Annotated in this window: 16 protein-coding genes; 6 read left to right on the top strand and 10 right to left on the bottom strand. The window is 46.0% G+C overall.

Going from position 1 to position 22,052, the window contains the following annotated elements; all coding sequences use genetic code 11:
* Positions 1–7 precede the first annotated feature (7 nt).
* The gene (locus DCO16_RS09615) at positions 8–841 is read right to left on the bottom strand and encodes a carbon-nitrogen hydrolase family protein (protein WP_173943437.1); all 834 of its coding nucleotides are present in this window, start codon (positions 839–841) and stop codon (positions 8–10) included.
* Positions 842–847: 6 nt separating this feature from the next.
* Entirely contained in the window at positions 848–5,029 is a 4,182-nt protein-coding gene (locus DCO16_RS09610) for a YhdP family protein (RefSeq protein ID WP_173943436.1), read from the bottom strand.
* Between the two features lie 78 nt (positions 5,030–5,107).
* Between DCO16_RS09610 and glnE the strand changes: the two genes are divergently transcribed.
* Positions 5,108–7,921, top strand: a complete 2,814-nt coding sequence (gene glnE / locus DCO16_RS09605; protein ID WP_173943435.1) for a bifunctional [glutamate--ammonia ligase]-adenylyl-L-tyrosine phosphorylase/[glutamate--ammonia-ligase] adenylyltransferase — start codon at positions 5,108–5,110, stop codon at positions 7,919–7,921.
* 21 nt (positions 7,922–7,942) lie between these two features.
* Here the strand turns inward: glnE and recN are convergent, their stop codons facing one another.
* Positions 7,943–9,613 carry a DNA repair protein RecN gene (gene recN / locus DCO16_RS09600; RefSeq protein WP_173943434.1) on the bottom strand — a complete coding sequence of 557 codons (1,671 nt, stop codon included), beginning with the start codon at positions 9,611–9,613 and terminating at the stop codon, positions 7,943–7,945.
* Between the two features lie 26 nt (positions 9,614–9,639).
* On the bottom strand, positions 9,640–10,545 hold the full coding sequence (locus DCO16_RS09595; RefSeq protein WP_173943433.1) for an NAD kinase: 906 nt from the start codon (positions 10,543–10,545) through the stop codon (positions 9,640–9,642).
* A 37-nt stretch (positions 10,546–10,582) separates the two neighbouring features.
* Between DCO16_RS09595 and hrcA the strand changes: the two genes are divergently transcribed.
* The 5 genes from hrcA (at position 10,583) to dnaJ (ending at position 16,705) form a co-directional block, all read left to right on the top strand.
* The gene (hrcA, locus tag DCO16_RS09590; RefSeq protein WP_173943432.1) at positions 10,583–11,593 is read left to right on the top strand and encodes a heat-inducible transcriptional repressor HrcA; all 1,011 of its coding nucleotides are present in this window, start codon (positions 10,583–10,585) and stop codon (positions 11,591–11,593) included.
* 46 nt (positions 11,594–11,639) lie between these two features.
* Complete coding sequence (hemH, locus tag DCO16_RS09585; protein ID WP_173943431.1) at positions 11,640–12,734, top strand: ferrochelatase; 1,095 nt, start codon at positions 11,640–11,642, stop codon at positions 12,732–12,734.
* Between the two features lie 82 nt (positions 12,735–12,816).
* On the top strand, positions 12,817–13,365 hold the full coding sequence (gene grpE, locus DCO16_RS09580) for a nucleotide exchange factor GrpE (RefSeq protein ID WP_173943430.1): 549 nt from the start codon (positions 12,817–12,819) through the stop codon (positions 13,363–13,365).
* 175 nt (positions 13,366–13,540) lie between these two features.
* A complete protein-coding gene (gene dnaK, locus DCO16_RS09575) occupies positions 13,541–15,481 on the top strand; it encodes a molecular chaperone DnaK (protein WP_173943429.1) in 1,941 nt (646 codons plus the stop codon).
* A gap of 96 nt (positions 15,482–15,577) precedes the next feature.
* Entirely contained in the window at positions 15,578–16,705 is a 1,128-nt protein-coding gene (gene dnaJ, locus DCO16_RS09570; RefSeq protein ID WP_173943428.1) for a molecular chaperone DnaJ, read from the top strand.
* Between the two features lie 44 nt (positions 16,706–16,749).
* On the opposite strand, the gene panB is transcribed toward dnaJ, so the two are convergent.
* The 6 genes from panB to DCO16_RS09540 all read right to left on the bottom strand — a co-directional run bounded on the left by panB (position 16,750) and on the right by DCO16_RS09540 (position 22,012).
* Positions 16,750–17,565: a 3-methyl-2-oxobutanoate hydroxymethyltransferase gene (panB, locus tag DCO16_RS09565; protein ID WP_173943427.1), complete on the bottom strand. Its 816-nt coding sequence runs from the start codon at positions 17,563–17,565 to the stop codon at positions 16,750–16,752.
* 17 nt (positions 17,566–17,582) lie between these two features.
* Entirely contained in the window at positions 17,583–18,110 is a 528-nt protein-coding gene (gene folK / locus DCO16_RS09560) for a 2-amino-4-hydroxy-6-hydroxymethyldihydropteridine diphosphokinase (protein WP_173943426.1), read from the bottom strand.
* A gap of 63 nt (positions 18,111–18,173) precedes the next feature.
* Entirely contained in the window at positions 18,174–19,571 is a 1,398-nt protein-coding gene (pcnB, locus tag DCO16_RS09555) for a polynucleotide adenylyltransferase PcnB (RefSeq protein WP_173943425.1), read from the bottom strand.
* A complete protein-coding gene (locus DCO16_RS09550; RefSeq protein WP_173943424.1) occupies positions 19,568–20,248 on the bottom strand; it encodes a histidinol-phosphatase in 681 nt (226 codons plus the stop codon). Before DCO16_RS09550 ends, pcnB begins: the two co-directional genes overlap by 4 nt.
* Positions 20,249–20,254: 6 nt before the next feature.
* Entirely contained in the window at positions 20,255–21,010 is a 756-nt protein-coding gene (hda, locus tag DCO16_RS09545; protein ID WP_173943423.1) for a DnaA regulatory inactivator Hda, read from the bottom strand.
* 12 nt (positions 21,011–21,022) lie between these two features.
* On the bottom strand, positions 21,023–22,012 hold the full coding sequence (locus DCO16_RS09540) for an AI-2E family transporter (protein ID WP_173943422.1): 990 nt from the start codon (positions 22,010–22,012) through the stop codon (positions 21,023–21,025).
* Positions 22,013–22,052: the final 40 nt, after the last annotated feature.

The raw sequence follows: 22,052 nt of genomic DNA, 5'->3' as shown, positions 1-22,052 counted from the left end.
TTCTTGGTTAAAGCTTGCGGTGTTGTAATGCAGGTAACTTAGAGCGTACCTCTTTTAATTTATTTTTGCTGAGTATGCCGCTGATAAAGCCTTCACCCTCGGGCAGGTTGGATATTACATCCCCCCAAGGATCAATCAACATGGTGTTGCCCCAAGTACGGCGTTGATTCAAATGGGTTCCACCTTGAGCAGAGGATAGAAAATAGCATTGGTTTTCAATCGCTCTCGCTCGTAGCAAAATTTCCCAGTGATCTTTGCCTGTAGTGTAGGTAAATGCAGCAGGCAGAATGTGGCAATCCACGTGCCCCATCTCTCTATACAGCTCTGGAAAGCGAAGGTCGTAGCAGATGCTTAAACCGAGCCGCCAATCTTCATCATGTACGCGGATAGATAATTGACTTACCGTATTTCCCGCCTCAATGGTTTCTGATTCTTGATAGCGTTCAGTACTTGTCTGAAAGCCAAATAAATGTATTTTGTCGTAGCGGGCTATCTGCTGCCCTTGTGGGTCAAATACCAGGGTGGTGTTAAGTACCTTATGAGGGTCAGCAGCTACTAAAGGGATGGTTCCTGCCACTAAATGCAGATGATTTTCTTTTGCTATAGCTGCAAGGCGTTCTTGAATTGGGCCGCTGCCTAGTACTTCACGAGCCTTTACTTTATCGGTATCTTTCAGCCCCATCAGGCAGAAATATTCGGGTAACACTGCTACTTGCGCGCCATCCTGAGCCGCCGCACTGACAAGTCGTGCTGCTACTGTTAAATTTTCATGGATATCTGGAGTTGATACCATTTGAATAGCGGCTATTTTTAACTCTGCAGATTTTTCTGGGATAGGCATGGCAACTTAATTTGCAAGAGTAGGTGATGGGCTAGGAACGGTGGAGGGCACTGTTGGTATGCTGGGTTTAGTTTGCTCTTTTAAAAGATTTCTTGTGCGAATGGTCTCCAATGTTTTTGTATCCAGTGGTTGCCCTTTTTGATCCAGTGGTATCACTTCTGGCTTATCCCAAGAGCCTTGCACTAAATAATCTGTTTGCATCGTACGGTTGATTTGATTGGTAACCAGATACTGTCCGACTAATACGCCTAGACCAATAATGGGGTTAAGAGCAAATGCAGCCAGTGAACCTGCGGTTGCATCAATGGTGGGAAATATCGTGATGCGAAGATCTTGAGTTTGTTGTGGGATATTAATATTGCCAGTCATTGCTATGCGCGCTTGATCTAAGATCATTGAGAATTGTTTGGTTTGCGCAATCCCTTGCGTAATGTCGAATTGACTACTGATGGTGTTAAATGGCGTGCCTTTAGTGGCTAGATTACCTAGACTGCCTTGTAGGTCTAAAGTAGCGAATCGAAATAAGCTTTGCAGACTGAGTACATCAAGGAGCTTAGCACCACCAGTATTGACTTCTAGCAAGCGACCTTTGGCAAGCTCTATGCTCGCATTGCCAGAAATGGAGTTGTAATCTGGGGCAAAAAACGAACCAGACCAAGTTAATGATGCATTGAGTTTCCCCTGCCCACCCTCTACAGATTTAGGATCACTCCATCTTGAAATCATCTCACCAGCATCCTGAATATCCATATTGGTAGTCATTGAACTTAGCTCAGCAGTATTTGAAGTTTTGCCAGCCCATTGACCGGTAATAGTGGAATTACCTTGAGGGTTACTCACCTGTAAGGATTCAATTTTGAAGACGTTGTCCACAGTCTTTGTTTTTAGCTTAACCTTACCAAATTGAGCTTGCTTCCAGCCTAGATCATCGATACTAAGGTCAAGACTCGGGATGTTATTTGGGGTGAGTGACCGTTTTGCCGGCAGAGGTTTTTGATTGAGCGTTCTCAACTGTGAATTAGTACCTTGGCTTACTACTTCGGTATTCGCTATTGCATCGGGCACCTTAATCCTACTTATGCGACCAGCAATCAGTCCGCTGGGATGATCAGCGCTGCTTGGACTCAGTTGAACTTGTCCAGCTATTAGGGGAGAATCAAGGCGAAGTTGCCAGATATCATTTTTAGCAACACCATTGAAATTAATATCACTCCACTCTCGATCAAGCGCGATTAATTTTTTAATTTGTGCGCTCACCTGAATATGTTCATCTAATATTTCGGTGTCTTTTAATGCCAAATTGTTATTTTTAGGTTTGTCTGAGCCGATAAAGTCGATCCAAGTGTCGAGATTAAATTCCTTACTTGCAAAGTTAATTGCCAAGCCTTGTTGGGGAATACCTAAGACAGAACCAATTCCAATAGCATTTCTATAACTACCGCTGCTATCTACGTTTCCTTGTAAAGAGTACTCATCACCCAGCTTAAGGGACCAATCTGCACGCACCAAATTTGACTTAGTAGTAGGGAATGTGCGATGGTTAAATTGCCCTAGCATTGCGGTTCCGGATAGCTTATTAGCAGGCGCTGGCGCCGAGCTAGCCCAGTTGCGTAAATCGATCTTCAGATTTGTTTGGCTGCCTAATGCATTGAAGTTAACCGAGCCATCATATTTAGCTGACCCACTCATACTATTGAGTAAGGCTGAATTGAGCTGTGACCAATAATTGTTAGCGATATAGGCTTTAAGGAAGCTGGAATTTGCAGTGCCACTGATGTTGAAGCTGGAATTATCTGGGGTACTAGTTGCACTTGCGATCTTGATATCTCCGCCAAGGAAGCTTGCAGTGATATCCTCAAACTCAGGATTTTTTTCAGTAATGCGGATCGTACCTTTCAGATTTTCTAACGGGGGCATTTTTGCCCATTGCACCTTGTTTCCAGGTAATGTGAGCTTGGCATCTACATTAGCCCCCTCGTTTCCTGAGAGTGGAATTTTTAATCCGAGGTCAATATTGACTGGACCTATCACTGAGAGATTTTTTGCTATACTAGGTTGTTGCACACCGACTGGAGATCTGGCTAAATATTCCATTATTTGTGAGCCATCGCCTGCTACCAGGCCATTGATGAGAAGCTGAGCTTGCTTTGCGCTGACATTAGGAACTTGCGCAGTCATGTTAGAAAGAACTACTTTTTTATAAGTTGCATTATCAATAGATACATCCAAAGCAGACTGTTTCATATCAACAGTACCATTGATATTTGTAAACGCAGACCAAATACCTTCTTTAGTTGGCATTAAGGGTGCTGCCTTATAAGTTGCCCCTGAAATCGGCAGATGTAAAGTGAACTCACCAACGCTACCCGGTGAGAATGGGATCTGATCTACATTCCCTTTAATGTGAAGCGAGCCTTTTTGTATCTCTCCCGATTCAAAAGCTTTGCTGATGTATTGCCGTATATCTTTGTCTATGCCCACTGGAAGATAGCGGTGAATAGTCGCAAGTTTGGTTTTGATAAATTCCATATCAAGAGTCATCTGGTCAGGTTGCTTTGGGCCAGCCATTAAATAGCTTAGATCAAAATTAGTAGTGATTTCTGAGTTACTTAATTGCACTTGTTTAGCATTAATGAGCCAACCCCCTTTTTGCTGAGCCCAGCTAAGGTCACCTTTAACGCTATCAAATTTAGTTTGTGGAGCTGATAAAAAATTGCGCATCTCCAGCTCAAGATTAACGGCATCAACAGTCAGGCTACCCTGTTTTTGATTGCTAGTGAGGTTACCGGTCAGATGCGAAACCGAAGGCATCGACGGGTTTATGCTCTTGAAGCCAATATCATTGAGCTTTGCACTCACATTGAAATCTAATTTATTGGAAGAAAACCAATTTCCTGGCAGTGGGAGAGCTGCTAATGCGGATTTACTCTCAGACCAATTGATTTCGAGATTTTCTAGTTCCCCATCAGCATCTGCAGCCTTAATCCATTGATGAATCTTCTTTGGCAGGGGAAGGTTCAGTGCAAATAGAGCGATATCCTCCAGCGAAACTTTGGGAGATGAGACGCCAAAGGCATTAATTTCTTGGCCAGCCTCTGGGGTGCGCCAGCGAAAAGTAATGGGACTTAATTGATCCAAGGGTTTGGTGCTTTGTGTATCCATACCCCGCCAAGCTAATGTTTTGGTGGTGATTGAATTGAGCCCTCCCTGTATTTCCTGAACCAGATTTGTTTCAATTCTGCCGAATTCAACAGCGTTTACATTCTTATTGAGTTGAATCCTGAGGCGGTCAGCAGTCAAATACATTTGCCCACCATTTGCCTTACCATTCGCAAGCTGAATAGTTCCTTGAGAAGTGAGTTGTCCACTTAATTCGTTTGGCCGGAGAGAAATATCCTTGGAGATTTGACTAAGATTCAGATCAGATACGTCCCAAGTAAAGCTACCAATCCAATCGCGCCAATTTCCAGCTTGACCACCAAGATGATGAACAAAATCAGCCTGGACCTTGATCGGGCTTGGACTCCAAGGTGTCAGGACATTGAGCTCACCTTGATGCTGGCGAACACCATTTGTAAAATTAAAGTGTTGAACATCAATAACTGTTTTAAGCTTGCGACTCTTTTGATCCTCCCAAAATAGCTTAGCGTTTTTGATTTGAATGTCATTTTGACTAAACAACCAATTTTCCGTAGATAAATCATTGGCTTTACTATGAATAGGAATACTAGCTACTGAAATTATTCCCTTCGCGTCGCGCTGCGCATAAAGTTCAATATTATCAGCATGAATTTCATGAAAGTACGGCGCTAAGTGATACAGAGAGAGCCAGCTGAGCTGGCCGCTTATATTTTTAATGAAGAGTGGTGGGGCTGTGGATGAGTCGCTGGAGCTATTGATCCTCAGTCCCTCAATGACAAATTCGGGGCGCATGCCAGTCCAAGAGACTTGCAAATGATCCATGGTGATATCCGCACCTAGTCGAGTACTGATTAATTTTTCTACGGTAGTTTTTGATTTTTCAATTTGGGGCCATAAAATAAATCGTACGCTGAGGTGCCCCACAATAAAAAAAACTAAAGTAATCCCAACAAGAATGAGTGCGCGTTTGCGCCACTGACCGCGGTTATCCTGGGGATGTTTTTGAAGTGCGGTCTGCAGGCGAGTTCGGAGGAAGTTTCGAAGCATGGCCCCTATTATCCTTCAGCTATTGGGTGGGTACCCAGCTTCTAGGATTTCGCTCCACAGTCAGATTAAGATAGAGAAATGACGGATTTTCCAAGCCAAATTGACTTTCTAAAGAAACACTCAACCTACGCGCAGCGCTGGCTGAATGCACAGCCAGATTGGATAGATTGGCTCAGTAGCAAAAGCACCCAAAGGGTAGATCTTCAGGGTATTCAAGCGTTATTAAGCCCTTGTCAATTGGCTTTAGGCGTGGAAATTCAGGATGAGTCCCAGTTTATGGCTGATCTCCGCCTGGCTAGACAGCGGCTAATGCTGTGGGTTGCCTTACGGGATCTCAATAAGCTGGCTGACTTACATGAGGTCACTCACGCCCTTAGCTATTTTGCCCAGGAAGCAGTCAACGTTTCCATTGCCTACATTCGCGAGGATCTCAAGAAGCGTTTTGGATTACCTTGGAGCCAGGTTACTAAAATAGAGATGCCGCTGATGGTCGTCGGCATGGGCAAGTTGGGGGGTTTTGAGCTCAATCTATCTTCAGATATTGATTTAATCTTTCTCTATGAGCATGAGGGCGAGACCCAAGAAGGGCCCAAAAGTTTGTCTCATCAGGAGTGGTTTACCCGCATGGGGAAGCGCTTAATTAAGTTACTAGCCGAACTCGATGCGAATGGTTTTGTATTTCGTGTAGACATGCGCTTACGACCCAATGGTGACTCTGGCCCCCTAGTCTGCAGTCTAGATATGCTAGAAGAGTACTTAATGGTTCAAGGTAGGGAGTGGGAGCGTTATGCCTGGATCAAAGGTAGATTAATTGCGCCAGATCAAAGCTCACCTACTTTTTCTTATTGTGAAAAAGAACTCGAGCAATTGATTCGTCCTTTTGTTTATCGACGCCACTTAGATTATGGTGTGATTGCCTCCATTCGGGACTTACATGCCCAGATTCAGCATGAAGCAGAAAAACGCTCATCCAATCATCATGGCCGCTCTAAAGATATTAAGTTGGGCCGAGGTGGCATTCGCGAGATCGAATTTTTAGCGCAAATGTTTCAATTAATGCGTGGCGGAACAGATCCGCGTTTTCGAATTCGACCCACCTTAGAAGTGCTTGAGCTAGTGAAGCGTCAAGAGATTTTGTCAGCCCAAGAGGTAGATGCTTTAAAAGCAGCTTATATTTTCTTAAGACGCTTAGAGCACCGTATTCAGGTTTGGGAAGACCAACAAACCCACTACCTACCTGAGGATGATGCGACCCGTTCACGCTTAGCATTGAGTATGGTGGGGCCTGATGAACATCAAGATCTAGCAACTTTTTTAAGTGAGCTTGACCGGCATCAGTCAACCGTAGCTCAGTTATTTGAAAAGGCATTTGTATTAGACGATAACGCTCGCCTAGATAACACTGCATTACCGGCAGGATGGGAGCCTGACAAGGTGATTTTTCCGATGGCGCTCTCTCGCTGGTTAGCTTGGCTAGAAAGCCCTAGACAAAAACAATTATCTGAAAAAAATAGATTAACGTTCAACAATCTGATTCATCAGGCTGCGGATCGTTTGCAAGTGGATGATATTCCTGGTGATGTGGACATTGCTTTACTCCGCTTCTTTGATTTGTTGGAGGCCATTGCACGGCGTAGCGCCTACCTGTCTATTTTGTCTGAGTATCCTAAAGCGTTGCACAATGTTTTGGCCTTACTCAAGGCTTCTCAATGGGGTGCTGAGTATTTAACGAGACACCCGCATTTACTCGATTATTTACTGAACTCCCGTACTGAAAAAACATTAATTGAGCAACCTGAGGAATATTGGCGGGAGGTCAAGAGCACCTTAGACATGCGTCTTGACGACATCATGGCAGATGGCGATGGGTCTGAGCAGGCTATGGATATCTTGCGTGTTACCCATCACACTGAAACCTTCATTACCTTATTGGCTGATTTAGGTGTGGGGGTTGAACAAGCCCTATCGGTCGAAAAAGTGAGTGATCATTTATCTGCGTTAGCAGACCTTATATTGCAAACGACCTTTGAACGTGTCTGGCCTAGTGTGGCATTAAAATTTAATTTATCTGTAACGATGGATGTGCCATTTGCATTGATCTCTTATGGCAAGTTAGGGGGTAAAGAATTAGGGTATGCCTCAGATCTTGACTTAGTCTTTTTGTATCAAGCTGAGGAAACAGATTATGCCGCTCAAGAAATTTATGCGCTTTTAGCGAAGCGCATGATTAATTGGTTAACCAGTTATACCTCTGCCGGTAGTTTATTTGAAATCGATACTCGCTTACGACCTAATGGTTCTGCAGGATTTTTAGTAACCAATGCAGATGCTTTTAAGCGGTATCAATTGCGCGAGGGAGATAACGCAGCTTGGGTGTGGGAGCATCAAGCGCTGACACGTGCCCGGTTTTCTGCTGGCAATACATTGCTTGGATCATACTTTGATGAGGTCCGCTTTGAGGTGCTCAGTCAGAAGCGTAATATCGATGCATTACGCAGTGAGATTTTAGAGATGCGTCGTAAAGTGCATGCGGGTCATCCTAATTTAAGCCCTGAGTTTGATTTGAAGCATGATGCTGGTGGTATGGTGGACATTGAATTTATTGTGCAATTTTTGGTGCTTGCTTACTCTCATCAATTCCCGCAGCTCATTGGCAATCTCGGAAATATCGCCCTATTGCGCATTGCTAGCGAGGTAGGATTAATAGAGGCTGAGATCGCTCAAGGAGTGGGTGATGCCTATCGACTGTTAAGAGCACGGCAACACCGTTTGCGTTTAGATGGAGCCGATAAGACAAGGGTCGCTTTGAATACAGAGCCCGACTTAGTGAGTGCAAGAGAGGCAGTCCTGAGTATCTGGGAGAGTATTTTTCATGCACCCTCCAACATTTAAACCTCGCTATTAGATAGCGTTTTAGTTTTGCTCAAGTAATTCACGGGCATGACGACGGGTGGTATCAGTGATCGTAGCGCCACCGAGCATACGGGCAATTTCTTCTACGCGCTCTGCTCTTCCGAGAGGACTTACTTGCGAGAGTGTTTTGTTGCCACTTTGGGATTTGGTGACCTTCAGGTGATGGTTGCCTTGTGCAGATACTTGCGGCAAATGGGTGACGCATAGTATTTGATGTGACTCACCTAGCTGACGCAGTAACTTTCCAACAGTCTCTGCAACAGCACCCCCAATACCTGCATCTACTTCATCAAATATTAGCGTGGGGGTGAATGAGGCTTTGCTAGTGATGACGCTAATAGCCAAGCTGATGCGAGCTAACTCCCCACCGGAGGCTACTTTGGCGAGAGGGCGGGGAGTGCTACCAGCATGACCGGCAACCAAAAAGTCAATTTGCTCTAGGCCATGCATACCGCCTTCATTTAAGGGGAGTAGGGCAATTTCAAGCTGACCGCCAGCCATCGACAGATCCTGCATGGCAGCTGTCACTAGGGCGCCTAATTCAGTCGCTGCTTTAGTCCGCTTTTGGGTGAGTTGTTTACCTAGCTTAAGGTAAGTAACTTCTTGCTGTTTCACCTGATTTCGGAGCGCCTCAATATTTTGAGAGGCGGTCAGTGCATCTAAGCGCTCAGCTGTTTCATTCAATAAGTTAGGTAAGTAATCAGCCTCAACACGATATTTTCTAGCCGCACTATGCAATGCCTGCATCCGCTCCTCTACTTGGCTTAAGCGCGCTGGATCTAACTCTAATTTTTGTAAATAGCGATTGAGTTGATGGGCCGCTTCATCTACCTGAATTTGAGCTGATTCTAGCGCTTGGCTGATCTCACGAAGCGCAGGGTCATGCTCTGCCAACGCACTCATATTGTTACTTGCTTTAGAGAGGGTGGATTCAACAGAGTTTTCTGCTTCGCTTAATGTGTCAATCGTTTCCTGGCAGCCACCAAGAATCTTGGCACCATTAGCGAGGCGAGCATGCTCGCTTTGAACAGTAAGCCATTCACCCTCCTGAGGCGACAGCTCAGTTAATTCTTCCATTTGCCATTCGAGACGTTCGCGCTCTCGTTCAATATCTTGCCCCGCATTTTCTGCTTGCGCTAGTCGTCGGCGAGAGTCATTGAGCGCTTTAAAGGATTGCGCTACTTCACCAACGAGCGTTAGGTGGTTAGCATGGCGATCTAGCAGATCACGTTGCGCGCCTCCCTTGAGGAGTAATTGATGGGCATGCTGCCCATGGATGTCAACTAATTGATCGCCAGCTTCACGCAATTGTGCGAGGGTGGCGACGCTACCATTGATAAAAGCGCGGCTTCGGCCATTGAGCTCAATGGTTCTTTTGAGAAGAAGATGTTTTCCCTCTTCTTCAACTGGAAAACCTTGCTCATCTAGCCAATGATTGAGCTGGCTAAGCTGAGCGGACGCGATGCTAAACAGAGCACTAATCTCTGCACGCTGGCTACCTTCACGAATTTGACTGCTATCCGCACGCTCTCCTAGTACAAGACCTAGTGCATCTAATAGGATTGATTTACCAGCACCGGTTTCACCAGTGAGAACAGTAAATCCAGAGGCAAAGTCGAGCTCTAATTGATCAACAATGACAAAGTCACGGAGTGAGAGAGTTTGCAGCATGCTTTAGCGTACCAAAAAATTCGACATCAAAATGTCGATGGATACTCGTTCCAATGTAACTTTTCTCGCAAGGTCTTGTAGTCACTGTGACCGCAAGGATGAAGTAGGGTAATGGTTTTGTCAGATTGGCATACTTGAATGATATCGCCTGCTTGTAAATGCGTTTGCGATTGCATATCAAAGTTCACGATCACTTCTTTACCCTCAACTACTTCAATATTCACCACGATATCCTCTGGCAAAACAATAGGGCGATTAGACAAAGCGTGAGGTGCAATTGGTACCAGCAAAAGACCCGCGACGCGCGGATGCAAGATGGGCCCACCTGCAGAAAGCGCATAAGCAGTCGATCCGGTCGGAGTAGATACGATCAATCCGTCAGACCTTTGGTTGTACATAAAAGAGCCATTGACACGGACTGCAAGCTCCACCATCCCGGAAATTCCAGAGCGATTGACTACGACGTCGTTAAGAGCAAGGGCACGATTAATTTCTTGCTGCTTACGAAGTACTACGGCATCGAGCAAAGTTCTGGTGTCGGCCTCATAGTCTCCCGCAATAATTTGAGGAAGTATGGTTTGAACCTGCTGAATGGGAATATCGGTCATATAACCCAGTCGACCCATATTGATGCCGACCAATGGGACGCCACTACCGGCTAATTGGCGCCCAATTCCTAGTATCGTGCCATCACCCCCCAACACTACCGCTAAATCGATTGCGCCTGTAAATTGCTCAATTGTTTTGATAGGGCGAGCAGTCAAACCAAGATGACTGGCAGTCGCAGCCTCAATAAATACCTCACACCCCTGCTCTGAAAGGAGTTTGGCAAGGTCATTGAGGCGTTCTTGCATCCCATCAGCCTGATATTTGCCAACCAGGGCAACCCGGCGAAATGCCTTTTTGATGGAATTTGAGGATGGGCTTAACATATAACGATTAAACCATACGCATAAAATCCCTTCCACTATGGACGATCGTTCCCGCGCCTTACTAAAAACCCTCATCGAGCGATATATCGAGGAGGGTCAGCCTATTGGCTCGCGCACCCTTTCCAGGTTCTCGGGATTGGACCTTTCTGCCGCCACTATTCGCAATGTCATGGCAGATTTAGAGGACATGGGCCTAGTGACTAGCCCCCATACTTCTGCTGGACGAATTCCGACGCCGCGGGGCTATCGCCTTTTTGTCGATACGATGGTCACCGTTCGTCCCCTAGAGGAAATTGCCGCTCGTGAGATGGAAAAAGGGCTTTTGCCAGATTCACCGCAGAGAGTCATGAACTCTGCTGCACAGATTTTGTCTAATTTGACCCATTTTGCCGGGGTTGTCATGACGCCTAAGCGGGCTCAGGTTTTTAAGCATATTGAGTTTTTACGGCTGGGCGAAGGTAAGATTTTGTTGATCATGGTGACGCCTGAGGGAGATGTACAGAATCGCATTCTTCCCACAACACAGGATTACTCGCCGAGCCAACTAATCGAGGCGGGCAATTACATCAATGCCCAGTTTGCGGGGAAGAGTTTCGCTCAGGTTCGAGCACATCTTGCCTCTGACCTAGATACTTTGCGTAGTGATATTTCAGGATTGATGACATTGGCACTGCACAGTGGCGTGAGTGATTACGGTATGGGTCAAGGCGATATGCTCTTATCTGGCGAACGTCGCTTACTGAATGTCGGTGACCTGAGTACCAATTTAGATAAGTTGCGTAAGATGTTTGACATGTTGGAGCAAAAGTCTGTGCTGATGCAGTTATTAGATGTTTCCAGTCATGCAGACGGTATTCAAATCTTTATAGGTGGCGAAAGCGATTTACTTCCCTATGAAGATTTAGCGGTAATCAGTGCACCTTATAGTGTGGATGGACAAATTGTCGGTACTTTAGGGGTCATAGGCCCTACACGAATGGCCTATGACCGTGTGATTCCAATTGTGGATATCACTTCTAAATTATTATCTGGTGCATTGAGTTCGTAAATATATCGGTACCATGTATTTTTCTATTTTTTAAAACGGCACTTCCTTGAATCAAAATCCTCACCTACGCCCTGCCAAGACAGCTGTTTTATTGCTTAATTTAGGCACGCCTTCTGCCCCTACGCCGAAGGCAGTGAGATCCTATTTAAAGGAATTTTTATCCGACCCACGTGTTGTAGAAATTCCTCGAATCATTTGGTGGTGCATTTTAAATGGCATTATTTTGCCGATTCGTAGCGGCGCATCTGCAAAAAAATATGCTTCGATTTGGTTACCGAAATTAGGTTCTCCTCTCATGCATTATTCGCGTCTACAAGCAAAAGAATTGGCTGAAAAATTTGCTCATCATGGACAGCTTGTCTTAGTTGATTTAGCGATGCGCTATGGACAGCCTTCCACCCAGCAAGCCCTAGAGGCCTTACAAGCACAAGGCATGGAGCGTCTCCTGCTGTTGCCACTTTATCCACAGTATTCAGCGACAACCACCGCCTCTAGTTTTGATGAAGTGTTTCGGGTGCTTGGAACATGGCGTAATCAGCCAGAGCTGCGTTTAGTAAAGCATTATCACGATCATCCCGCCTACATCTCTGCTTTGCGGGATCAAGTGCAAAGTGCATGGGATAAAGATGGTCGTCCCGATTTTGCAAAGGGTGATCGACTGGTACTGTCTTTTCACGGACTGCCTAAGAGAAATTTAATGAAGGGGGATCCCTATCATTGTGAGTGTCTGAAATCAGGACGTTTACTGGGCGAAGCTTTAGGCTTAGAGCCTGGACAATATTGGGTTACCTTTCAATCGCGTTTTGGTAAAGCGGAATGGTTGAAGCCTTACACTGCGCCGACGATTGAAAAGCTGGGCAAGGAAGGTTGTGAGCGTATCGATATTTTTTGTCCAGGGTTTCCGGCAGACTGCCTAGAAACACTGGAAGAGATTGCTATGGAGGCGCGTGAGATTTTCTTGGAGCATGGCGGAAAAGATTACCGCTATATTCCCTGCTTAAATAACAACCCTGAGTGGATTAATGCTATGTATGACATTGCCCAACACCATTTATCAGGATGGCCTTTGGGGGTAGAGTCCGACGCCACTCTAGCTTTGCGCAATCAACGGGCCGAATCGGCTAAAGCTAGTATTAGCTGAACTCGGCTGGACTTGAAATCAGCTTGCTTGCCCCCATATGCTTGATAACTTGTCATTATTTTAGAAAAGTGAATCTGTAGCCATGACCCAAGATAATCAACACCCCTCCCCTGAGCAGGAAAATACTGACGCTCATTCGCCTGCAGAGGCAGTCGGCGAGACAGCCGAAGTAAAGACTCCAGAGCAAGAAATTGCAGAGCTCCATCAAAAACTGACGGAGATGCAAGATAACTATCTGCGCGCAAAAGCGGAAGGGGAAAATATTCGCCGCCGCGCGGTGGAAGATATCGCTAAGGCCCATAAATTTGCGATTGAGAGTTTTGCGGAGCACTTAGTTCCTGTCACCGATAGTTTTTACGCTGCTCTGAATGCGAAGGCAGTAGATGCCAATGCTTTTAAAGAGGGCCTAGAGATCACACTCAAGCAATTGCTCTCTGCTTTTGAAAAAGGCCGCATGACGGAGCTAAACCCTGCTGTGGGGGATAAATTTGACCCCCATCATCATCAGGCCATTGCTTCAGTGCCTTCTGAGCAAGAGGCGAATACGATAGTTTCGGTGCTTCAGCGGGGGTATTCGATTGCGGATCGGATTCTTCGCCCAGCCCTGGTAACCGTTAGTACCCCTAAGTAAGAAGTAAAAAGTCCTCACTCAGGCCTTTTGGTCGGAAAGTAGAATAAAAAAGGCAGATTTCTGCCTTTTTTGCACTTTTCAGCTCTTGAAATCCCTCTTTTTAGCCCCATTTATTGGGTATCGATGCATTCGCAGTTTGACGAAATTACACATTTAATTCATTTTTGGAGCCATTATGGGAAAGATTATCGGAATCGACTTAGGAACCACCAACTCGTGCGTTTCAGTTGTTGAAAACAATGCACCTAAGGTTGTTGAGAACGCAGAAGGCGGTCGCACTACCCCATCCATCATTGCTTACGTGGAAGATGGCGAAGTATTGGTAGGTGCCCCAGCAAAACGCCAATCCGTGACTAATCCGAGGAACACGATTTATGCAGTGAAGCGTTTGATGGGTCGTAAATTTAGCGATAAAGAAGTGCAAAAAGACATTGGTCTGATGCCTTACAAGATTGTTCAAGCTGACAATGGTGACGCTTGGGTTGAAGCGCGCGATAAAAAAATGGCGCCACAACAAGTATCCGCTGAGATTCTGCGCAAAATGAAAAAAACAGCTGAAGATTATCTCGGCGAAGAAGTGACTGAGGCAGTCATCACTGTGCCTGCTTACTTTAACGATAGCCAACGTCAAGCAACTAAAGATGCTGGTCGTATTGCAGGTTTAGATGTCAAGCGCATTATCAATGAGCCAACTGCTGCTGCTTTAGCATTTGGCTTAGACAAGCAAGATAAAGTAGATCGTAAGATTGCGGTATATGACCTCGGCGGCGGAACATTTGACGTCTCCATTATTGAGATCGCTAACGTTGATGGTGAGAAGCAGTTTGAAGTGCTTTCTACTAACGGCGATACCTTCTTAGGCGGTGAAGACTTTGACCAGCGCATTATTGACTGGATCATTACTGAGTTTAAGAAAGAGCAAGGCGTTGATTTAAGTAAAGATGTGTTGGCATTGCAGCGTTTAAAAGATGCTGCTGAGAAGGCCAAGATTGAGCTCTCATCTACCCAGCAAACCGAGATCAATTTGCCTTATGTAACTGCCGATGCAAGTGGTCCAAAGCATTTGAACCTGAAGTTAACCCGCGCTAAGCTAGAGTCTTTAGTAGAGGAATTGGTTAACCGTACTGCAGGTCCTTGCTTAACTGCGATCAAAGATGCTGGTGTGAATATTGCTGACATTGATGATGTGATTTTGGTGGGTGGTCAAACCCGTATGCCAGCGGTTCAGGACAAAGTAAAAGAGATCTTCGGTAAAGAGCCACGTAAAGACGTGAACCCAGATGAAGCTGTAGCTGTTGGTGCCGCTATTCAGGGATCCGTGCTTTCTGGTGATCGTAAAGACGTATTGCTGTTAGATGTGACTCCACTGTCATTGGGCATTGAGACCTTGGGCGGCGTCATGACGAAGATGATTCCTAAGAACACCACTATTCCGACTAAACATGCACAGGTGTATTCGACAGCAGAAGATAACCAGCCTGCAGTGACGATTAAGTGTTACCAAGGTGAGCGTGAGATGGCGGTAGCAAATAAGCTGCTCGGTGAGTTCAACCTCGAGGGAATTGCTCCTGCACAGCGTGGTATGCCACAAATTGAAGTGACCTTTGATATTGATGCCAATGGAATTTTGCATGTCACCGCAAAAGATAAAACTACTGGCAAAGAAAACAAAATCACCATCAAGGCAAACTCTGGTTTAACTGAAGAAGAAATCCAGCGCATGGTCAAAGATGCTGAGGCCAATGCGGATGAAGATAAAAAAGCATTGGAACTCGTTACTGCCCGTAATACTGCTGACGCTTTAGCCCATTCAACTAAGAAAACCTTGGAAGAACATGGCGCATCTTTAGAGGCCTCTGAGAAAGAAGCGATTGAAGCTGCCCTCAAAGAATTAGATGAGGCTATCAAGGGTAGTGACAAAGCGACGATTGAAGCCAAAACAGAAGCATTGGGTACCGCAAGCCAGAAGCTAGGTGAAAAGGCCATGGCTGCTGAGCAAGCGAAAGCCGGTGGTACACCTGGTGCTGCTCCTGGCGGTTCTCAGGGTGCACAGGCAAGTGCTCCGGATGCCGATGTGGTGGATGCGGATTTCAAAGAGGTCAATGACAAGAAGTAATTCCATTATTGAATATGATGTAACTTAATTTAGAAGTATTGATAACAAGTCGGCCTCGTGCCGACTTGTGCCATTGCGGTTGTTGAAAGGAATGTTGTGGCTAAAGGTAAACGCGATTATTACGAAGTGCTTGGCGTGGCACGAGGTGCGAGCGATGATGAGCTGAAAAAAGCCTATCGGAAGCTGGCAATGAAGTATCACCCCGACCGTAATCCGGATAGTAAAACTGCCGAAGATCAATTTAAAGAAGTCAAAGAAGCCTACGAAACCTTAACTGAACCCAATAAGCGTGCGGCGTACGACCAATATGGTCATGCCGGTGTGGATCCTTCTATGGGCGGAGGCGGCTTTGGTGGTGGCGGTGGTTTTGCAGATGCTTTCGGCGATATCTTTGGTGATATTTTTGGTCAAGGTGGTGGCCGCCAATCAGGCCCACAGGTTTATAAGGGCGCAGATCTTCGTTACAACATGGAGATCACGCTCGAGCAAGCAGCTGAAGGTTACACCACCCAAATACGTGTGCCGAGCTGGAGTGATTGCAAAACCTGCCATGGTTCTGGTGCGGAACCAGGCAGTAAGCCTGAAAGATGTACGACATGTGATGGCCATGGGCAAGTGCGCGTACAGCAAGGTTTCTTTTCGATGCAGCAAACCTGTCCTAAATGTCGCGGTACTGGCGAATATATTCCTAAGCCATGCAAAACCTGTCATGGAAGCGGCAAAAATAAAGAACAAAAAACACTCGAGATCAAAATCCCCGCCGGAATTGATGATGGCATGCGTGTGCGCTCCGTCGGTAATGGCGAGCCCGGCGTGAATGGCGGTCCATCTGGCGATCTGTATGTCGAGGTAAGGGTTAAGGCGCATAAAGTATTTGAGCGTGATGGCAGTGACCTCCACGTGCAAATGCCCATCTCATTTGCTACGGCAACGATTGGTGGTGATATTGAAGTGCCCACCCTGTCAGGGCGTGTAGAGTTTCCGATTCCGGAGGGCACTCAAACTGGCAAGACCTTCCGCTTACGCAGTAAAGGTATCAAAGGTCTGCGTTCAACGATGGTTGGAGATCTCTTCGTGCATATTGCCGTTGAAACGCCAGTCAAACTGACGGATGAGCAGAAGATGTTGCTGCAGAAATTTGACGAGAGTCTTAAGTCTGGTGGGAATAAACACAACCCGCATCAACAGGGTTGGTTTGACGGCGTAAAGAGCTTCTTTAGTTAACTAAAAGTTCATTCAAAAGTGAATGTAAAAGGAAGCGGCTTTGCTTAGCCGGCAAAGCCGTGTTCAACTCCAGGAAACTTTCCGGACTTCACTTCGCGAACATAGGCTTTAATCGCAGCCTCTACGGAGGTGTGACCATCCATAAAGTTTTTTACAAACTTAGGTGCCTTACCAGGGCTAATGCCCAGCATATCCTGTAATACCAATACTTGCCCGGAGCAATCTGGCCCTGCGCCTATCCCAATGGTTGGAATAGATAAGGATTCTGTAATCTGTTTTCCAAGGGAAGAAGGAATGGCCTCTAAGACAATCATTTGAGCGCCCGCTTGTTCACAAGCAATTGCTTGCTCTAGCATCAGGCTAGCTGCATCCTTTGATTTACCTTGTACCTTATAGCCGCCCAAAAGATGCACAGACTGAGGCAGCAGACCTAAGTGTGCGCAAACAGGGACGCTGCGCTGTACGAGATACTGAATGATCTCCGTTTGCCAATCACCACCCTCTAACTTGACCATGTCAGCACCGGCACGCATCAGCTCTGCCGCTGAATCTAAGGCTTGCACTGGATCACCATAGCTTGCAAAAGGAAGGTCTGCAATCACAAAGGCCTGTGAGTTTGCTCGAGCTACACACTCTGTGTGATATGCCATGTGCTCAACCGTAACAGGAGTCGTACTGCTATGCCCTTGAATCACATTACCTAATGAATCACCAATCAGAATAGTCTCTACCCCACAGCGATTGAGTAAAGCAGACATTGTCGAATCGTATGCGGTCAACATAGTGATTTTCTCGCCCTCGGCATAGAGCGAGAGGAGTTTAGAAATCGTGATTGGCTTTTCGCCTTGTAAGTAACCCATGGCGTGAGTTTAATGAATTAATGCGTCGTTGGGCTATAAACCGCTTTTTCACCACAATGACAGTTGCGGCAGGATAGTTTTTCAATTCGTTGATCGGCTACTTGAGGCAGGTAGGCCTTGAGTTCGCCTAATTGAGGGAGAAAGAAGTGGGGAGCAATTTCTAATAGTGGGAGTAGAACAAAAGAACGCTCAATAATTCGAGGATGGGGTAAGGTTAAATCTGAGTCATCCTGAGATACCCCTTCGAATGACAGGATGTCTAAATCTAAGGTGCGAGGTGCATTCGTGTAAGGACGCTCACGACCAAATTCTTGCTCAACCGCTTGGCATACGTGCAAAAGACCATAAGGGGTTAAAGTGGTCTCAATTTCAATGACAGAGTTGATATAGTCGCTGCCAGATGCTTCAAAAGGAGCGCTTTGGTAGAAACAGCTTTTAGTTAAAATTTGGAGTTCGCAGCGTTGTGCAAGGCAAACAATCGCGTCAGTAATGAGCTGACGTGTGTCACCAATATTGCCGCCAAATCCGATAAAAGCTCGTGCCATGGGTATTCCAAACGAGAAGTAAACCTACATTAGTGTACTTTACTGATTTTTTTTGAAGTCTGCTTAGCTCTCTGCACCCTCTGTGGGCAAGGCTTCTTTAGGCTTTCTGCGACGGCGACGTTTAGTGGGTGAGGCACCACCACTTTCACCCTTGACGCTAGCCATCAATGTCTCTTGGCCGCTAGGATCGCTTGTGATGAAGCTAGTCCACCACTCCCCTAAAGTGGGATGTTGTTCGCCAGTAGCGCAGCGCAGCAGCATAAAGTCATACCCCGCTCTAAAGCGAGGGGATTCAATTAGGCGATAAGGGTAGCGGCCAACCCGCTTTTCAAAGCGAGGTTGCATAGACCAGATTTCGCGCATATCACTCTCAAAACGACGCTGAATGGTCATGCCATTACTTTGGCTGGCAACCGTCTCATCCATTGCATCATGTAGGGCAGGGATATTAGAAATCCCATTGGCAAGATTCTTTTTCCAATTATTCAAAAGATCAGGCCATAGCAAAGTAGCAAATAAGAATCCAGCGGAAACGCTCTTTCCAGCCTGAATGCGTTCATCGGTATTGGCCAAGGCAATCCGAACAAAGTCTTGAGCCTCTTTTGAGCCAGTTTTGTTATCAAGGATGTGATCGAGCAGCGGCAGTAAGCCATGATGCAAGCCAGCATCACGCAGACCCTGAATGGCTGCCCAAGAGTAACCTGACATCAATAGCTTAAGAATCTCATCAAATAATCTTGCAGAGGGTACATCATCAATTAGCTTGCCTAGCTGCGCAATCGGTGCACGTGTTGCCACATCTAAAGTAAAGCCTGTCTTAGCAGCAAATCGAATAGCCCGCAGCATACGTATGGGATCTTCACGATAGCGCTTGGCAGGATCGCCAATCATTCTGAGTGTTTTCTTCTGCATGTCTGCCATGCCACCGTGGTAGTCGAGCACGGTTTCTGAAGCGGGGTCGTAATACATCGCATTGATCGTGAAATCTCTTCGCGCTGCATCTTCATGCTGGGTACCCCAAACGTTATCTCGTAAGATGCGGCCATTTTCTGCAACATGCTCACCCGCATTTTCTAGCAATGCTCTAAAGGTGGAGACCTCAATAATTTCTGGTTGACCTTTACCAAAAAATGTCACGTGCACAATCTGAAAGCGCCGTCCAATCAGGCGAGCTTTACGAAATAACTTCTGTACTTGCTCTGGGGTCGCATTGGTTGCGACATCAAAATCTTTTGGACCGATGCCAAGAGCTAGATCACGTACTGCCCCGCCAACAATAAAAGCATCATAGCCCGCTTGTTGCAAAGTGTCGGTTACTTTGACGGCATTCTTAGACAGCAACTGTGGGTCAATGCGATGGGTTTTTCTGGGAATACGTTTTGGTGCGCCTGAAGTATGGGCTGCGGTATGTCGGACCATCGGGTCGCGACGCAAAATGCGGTTAATCAATTTTTTGATCATGCGAACAATTCAAGTATGGGCCAGTTGCGCTTAGTGGCTTCGTCACGTAAACGGGCATCTGGATTGGTAGCGATGGGATGACTTACTTTTTCAAGGAGAGGTAAATCATTCATGGAGTCCGAGTAAAAATAACTATAGGGCAGTTGATCTAATATCAAATGTTGGTCCGCAAGCCAGTCCTGGACCCGCGTAATTTTCCCTTCTTTAAAACTAGGAATGCCTTTAACTTCCCCAGTAAAGTCAGATAACGGATGATCTCCCAGAGTAGCGGGTTCAGTCGCCACTAAATGCTTAATACCGAAACTTTCAACAATAGGACGGGTGACAAAGCTATTGGTAGCGGTGACCACACAGCAGAGATCTCCTGCATCTTGGTGGCGCTTTACGAGATCTACTGCCTGTTGGCGTATCTGGCCGGTAATTACTTCTTTCATAAAAGCATCATGCCATTCTTTGAGTTGGGCACGAGAATGCTCTGAGAGAGGTTTTAAGGCAAAGCGTAAAAAGCTCTCAATATTGAGCTTGCCATCCTTGTAGTCTTGGTAGAAGCGATCATTTTGTTCTTTGTAGTATTGGCCATCCACTACACCAATACGAACTAAGAACTGCCCCCATTCATAGTCGCTATCGCAAGGCAGTAGGGTGTGATCTAAATCAAACAGGGCAAGTTGAGTCATAAATATTTATTTAGGCTGCAAGAGCTCTCGCACGAGAGGCAGTGTCACAGCGCGTTTTGTTTCTAATGAATATGCATCTAAAGCATCTATCAGTGCCATCAGATTAGGCATGTCACGATAAAAGCGATTGAGAAGCCAAGGCAATACTTCTGCAGACAATACTAAACCCCGTGCTTGCGCCGCTTCTTGTAAAGCAAGTATTTTCTCATCATCCCCCAAAAGATGGGTTTGAAAGACCAGGCCCCACCCCAAACGTGTCCGCAGGTCCTCTCTGAGGGTCAGGGCACTCGGAGCCGCATTGCCTGCCATAAAGATATGAATCGCTTTACTGGCCCGAACTTCATTCAGAATTCGAAACAGCGAGGCGATAAGACGCTCATCTAGGCGATCAATATCATCTACGGTAATGATAGAAGCTGTGTCGCTCAGGCTCAGAATAGTGAGCTCCTCTTCAAGGCGTACCCATGAAATAGGCTCATGCGGTGTCAAAGCAAAACATATCAAGCCACTTTGCTCTGCTGCGGTTTCAAGGGCGCTCAGTAAATGGCTACGGCCAGAACCTTCAGGTCCCCACCAATAAATCCAGCGCGCGTTTAAAACGTCATCCTCAGTTGCAAACGTTTTTTTGTTGCCCCAAGATTGAACAACATCCCGTAAAGTGGAGCATAGTGCCAGGTTCTCTCCCGCTAAAAAATTGCTTAAGCTGGGTTTTGGTGTGTGACTGATATCGAGTGCAAATTGTCGGGGTAAAGAATTGTTCATTGCTACAGACATTTATTTTTGGTACCAAGAGCTTTGCGTATAGCGTGTCCAACTATATTGAAGGAGCACTAAGCTCACTGCGCTAATCGGTAATGCCAAGAGTACCCCAAAAAAACCGAACAACTTACCAAACAAAAGTAGAGCAAAGAGCACGGCTACTGGATGTAGGCCAATGCGTTCGCCCACTAAGCGGGGTGTGAGAAAAAAGCCTTCGATGAACTGACCTAGTCCGTAAAGCACTAAGACACCAATCAGAGCGCCACCAGGCCCAAATTGTAAAAGGGCGGCCAAGACGGCTAAGGTAAATCCAATTGTGATGCCAATGTAAGGAATCACAATCATTAGTGCTGTAAATACACCCAATGCTACTGCGCCTTGAACACCCAGCAAGCTCAGTCCAATTGAATAAAAGAGTGACATGATGGAAATAACAATTAACATTCCTCTTAGATATTGAGAAAGTAATCCATCAGCATGCATTGCCAAATGGTGAACAATTTCTTGGGTGCGTACTGGCACCATGCTCTTGAGGAGTTTAAAAAAATGATCCCAGTCAATCAGCAAATAGAACAATACAAATAAGATCAAAACAGCATTGACGAACCCTGCAATCACCGAGCTACCGGACATCAGGACTCTTTCTAATGTGGAAGACATCAACGCATCTGAGTTATCAGTGAGGTGGGTAGTGATTTTTTGGGTGACGCTGGCTTTTAAAGTGCCCCAGTCAACACTAATATGCCACTCACTTAATTTGGGGCCAAGCCAAGATTGGGTATTTTGAATCCAAATCGGTAATTGAGCTTTAATCAGGGGAATTTCAGTTTTGAGGAGCGAAATAAAGAGACTCAAAACGAAAAATGCGACGCTTAGGCCAATAATCATGGCGATGCCAGCTGCAGCTGCACGGGGTAGGTGATGCCTCTCAAGCCACAGGCAAACAGGGCGCAAGGCGTAAGCCAGAATAAATGCGCTTAGGAAAGGGATAAAAATTTCAGTCATCTTGCTCGAATCCTCTAGAATTCAATGATTCTACCGACCA

Origin of the sequence: Polynucleobacter antarcticus (assembly GCF_013307245.1) — a bacterium.
Lineage (GTDB): Bacteria > Pseudomonadota > Gammaproteobacteria > Burkholderiales > Burkholderiaceae > Polynucleobacter > Polynucleobacter antarcticus.
The sequence above is the reverse complement of the archived record's forward strand: the minus strand, read 5'-3'. Positions and strand labels throughout refer to the sequence as shown.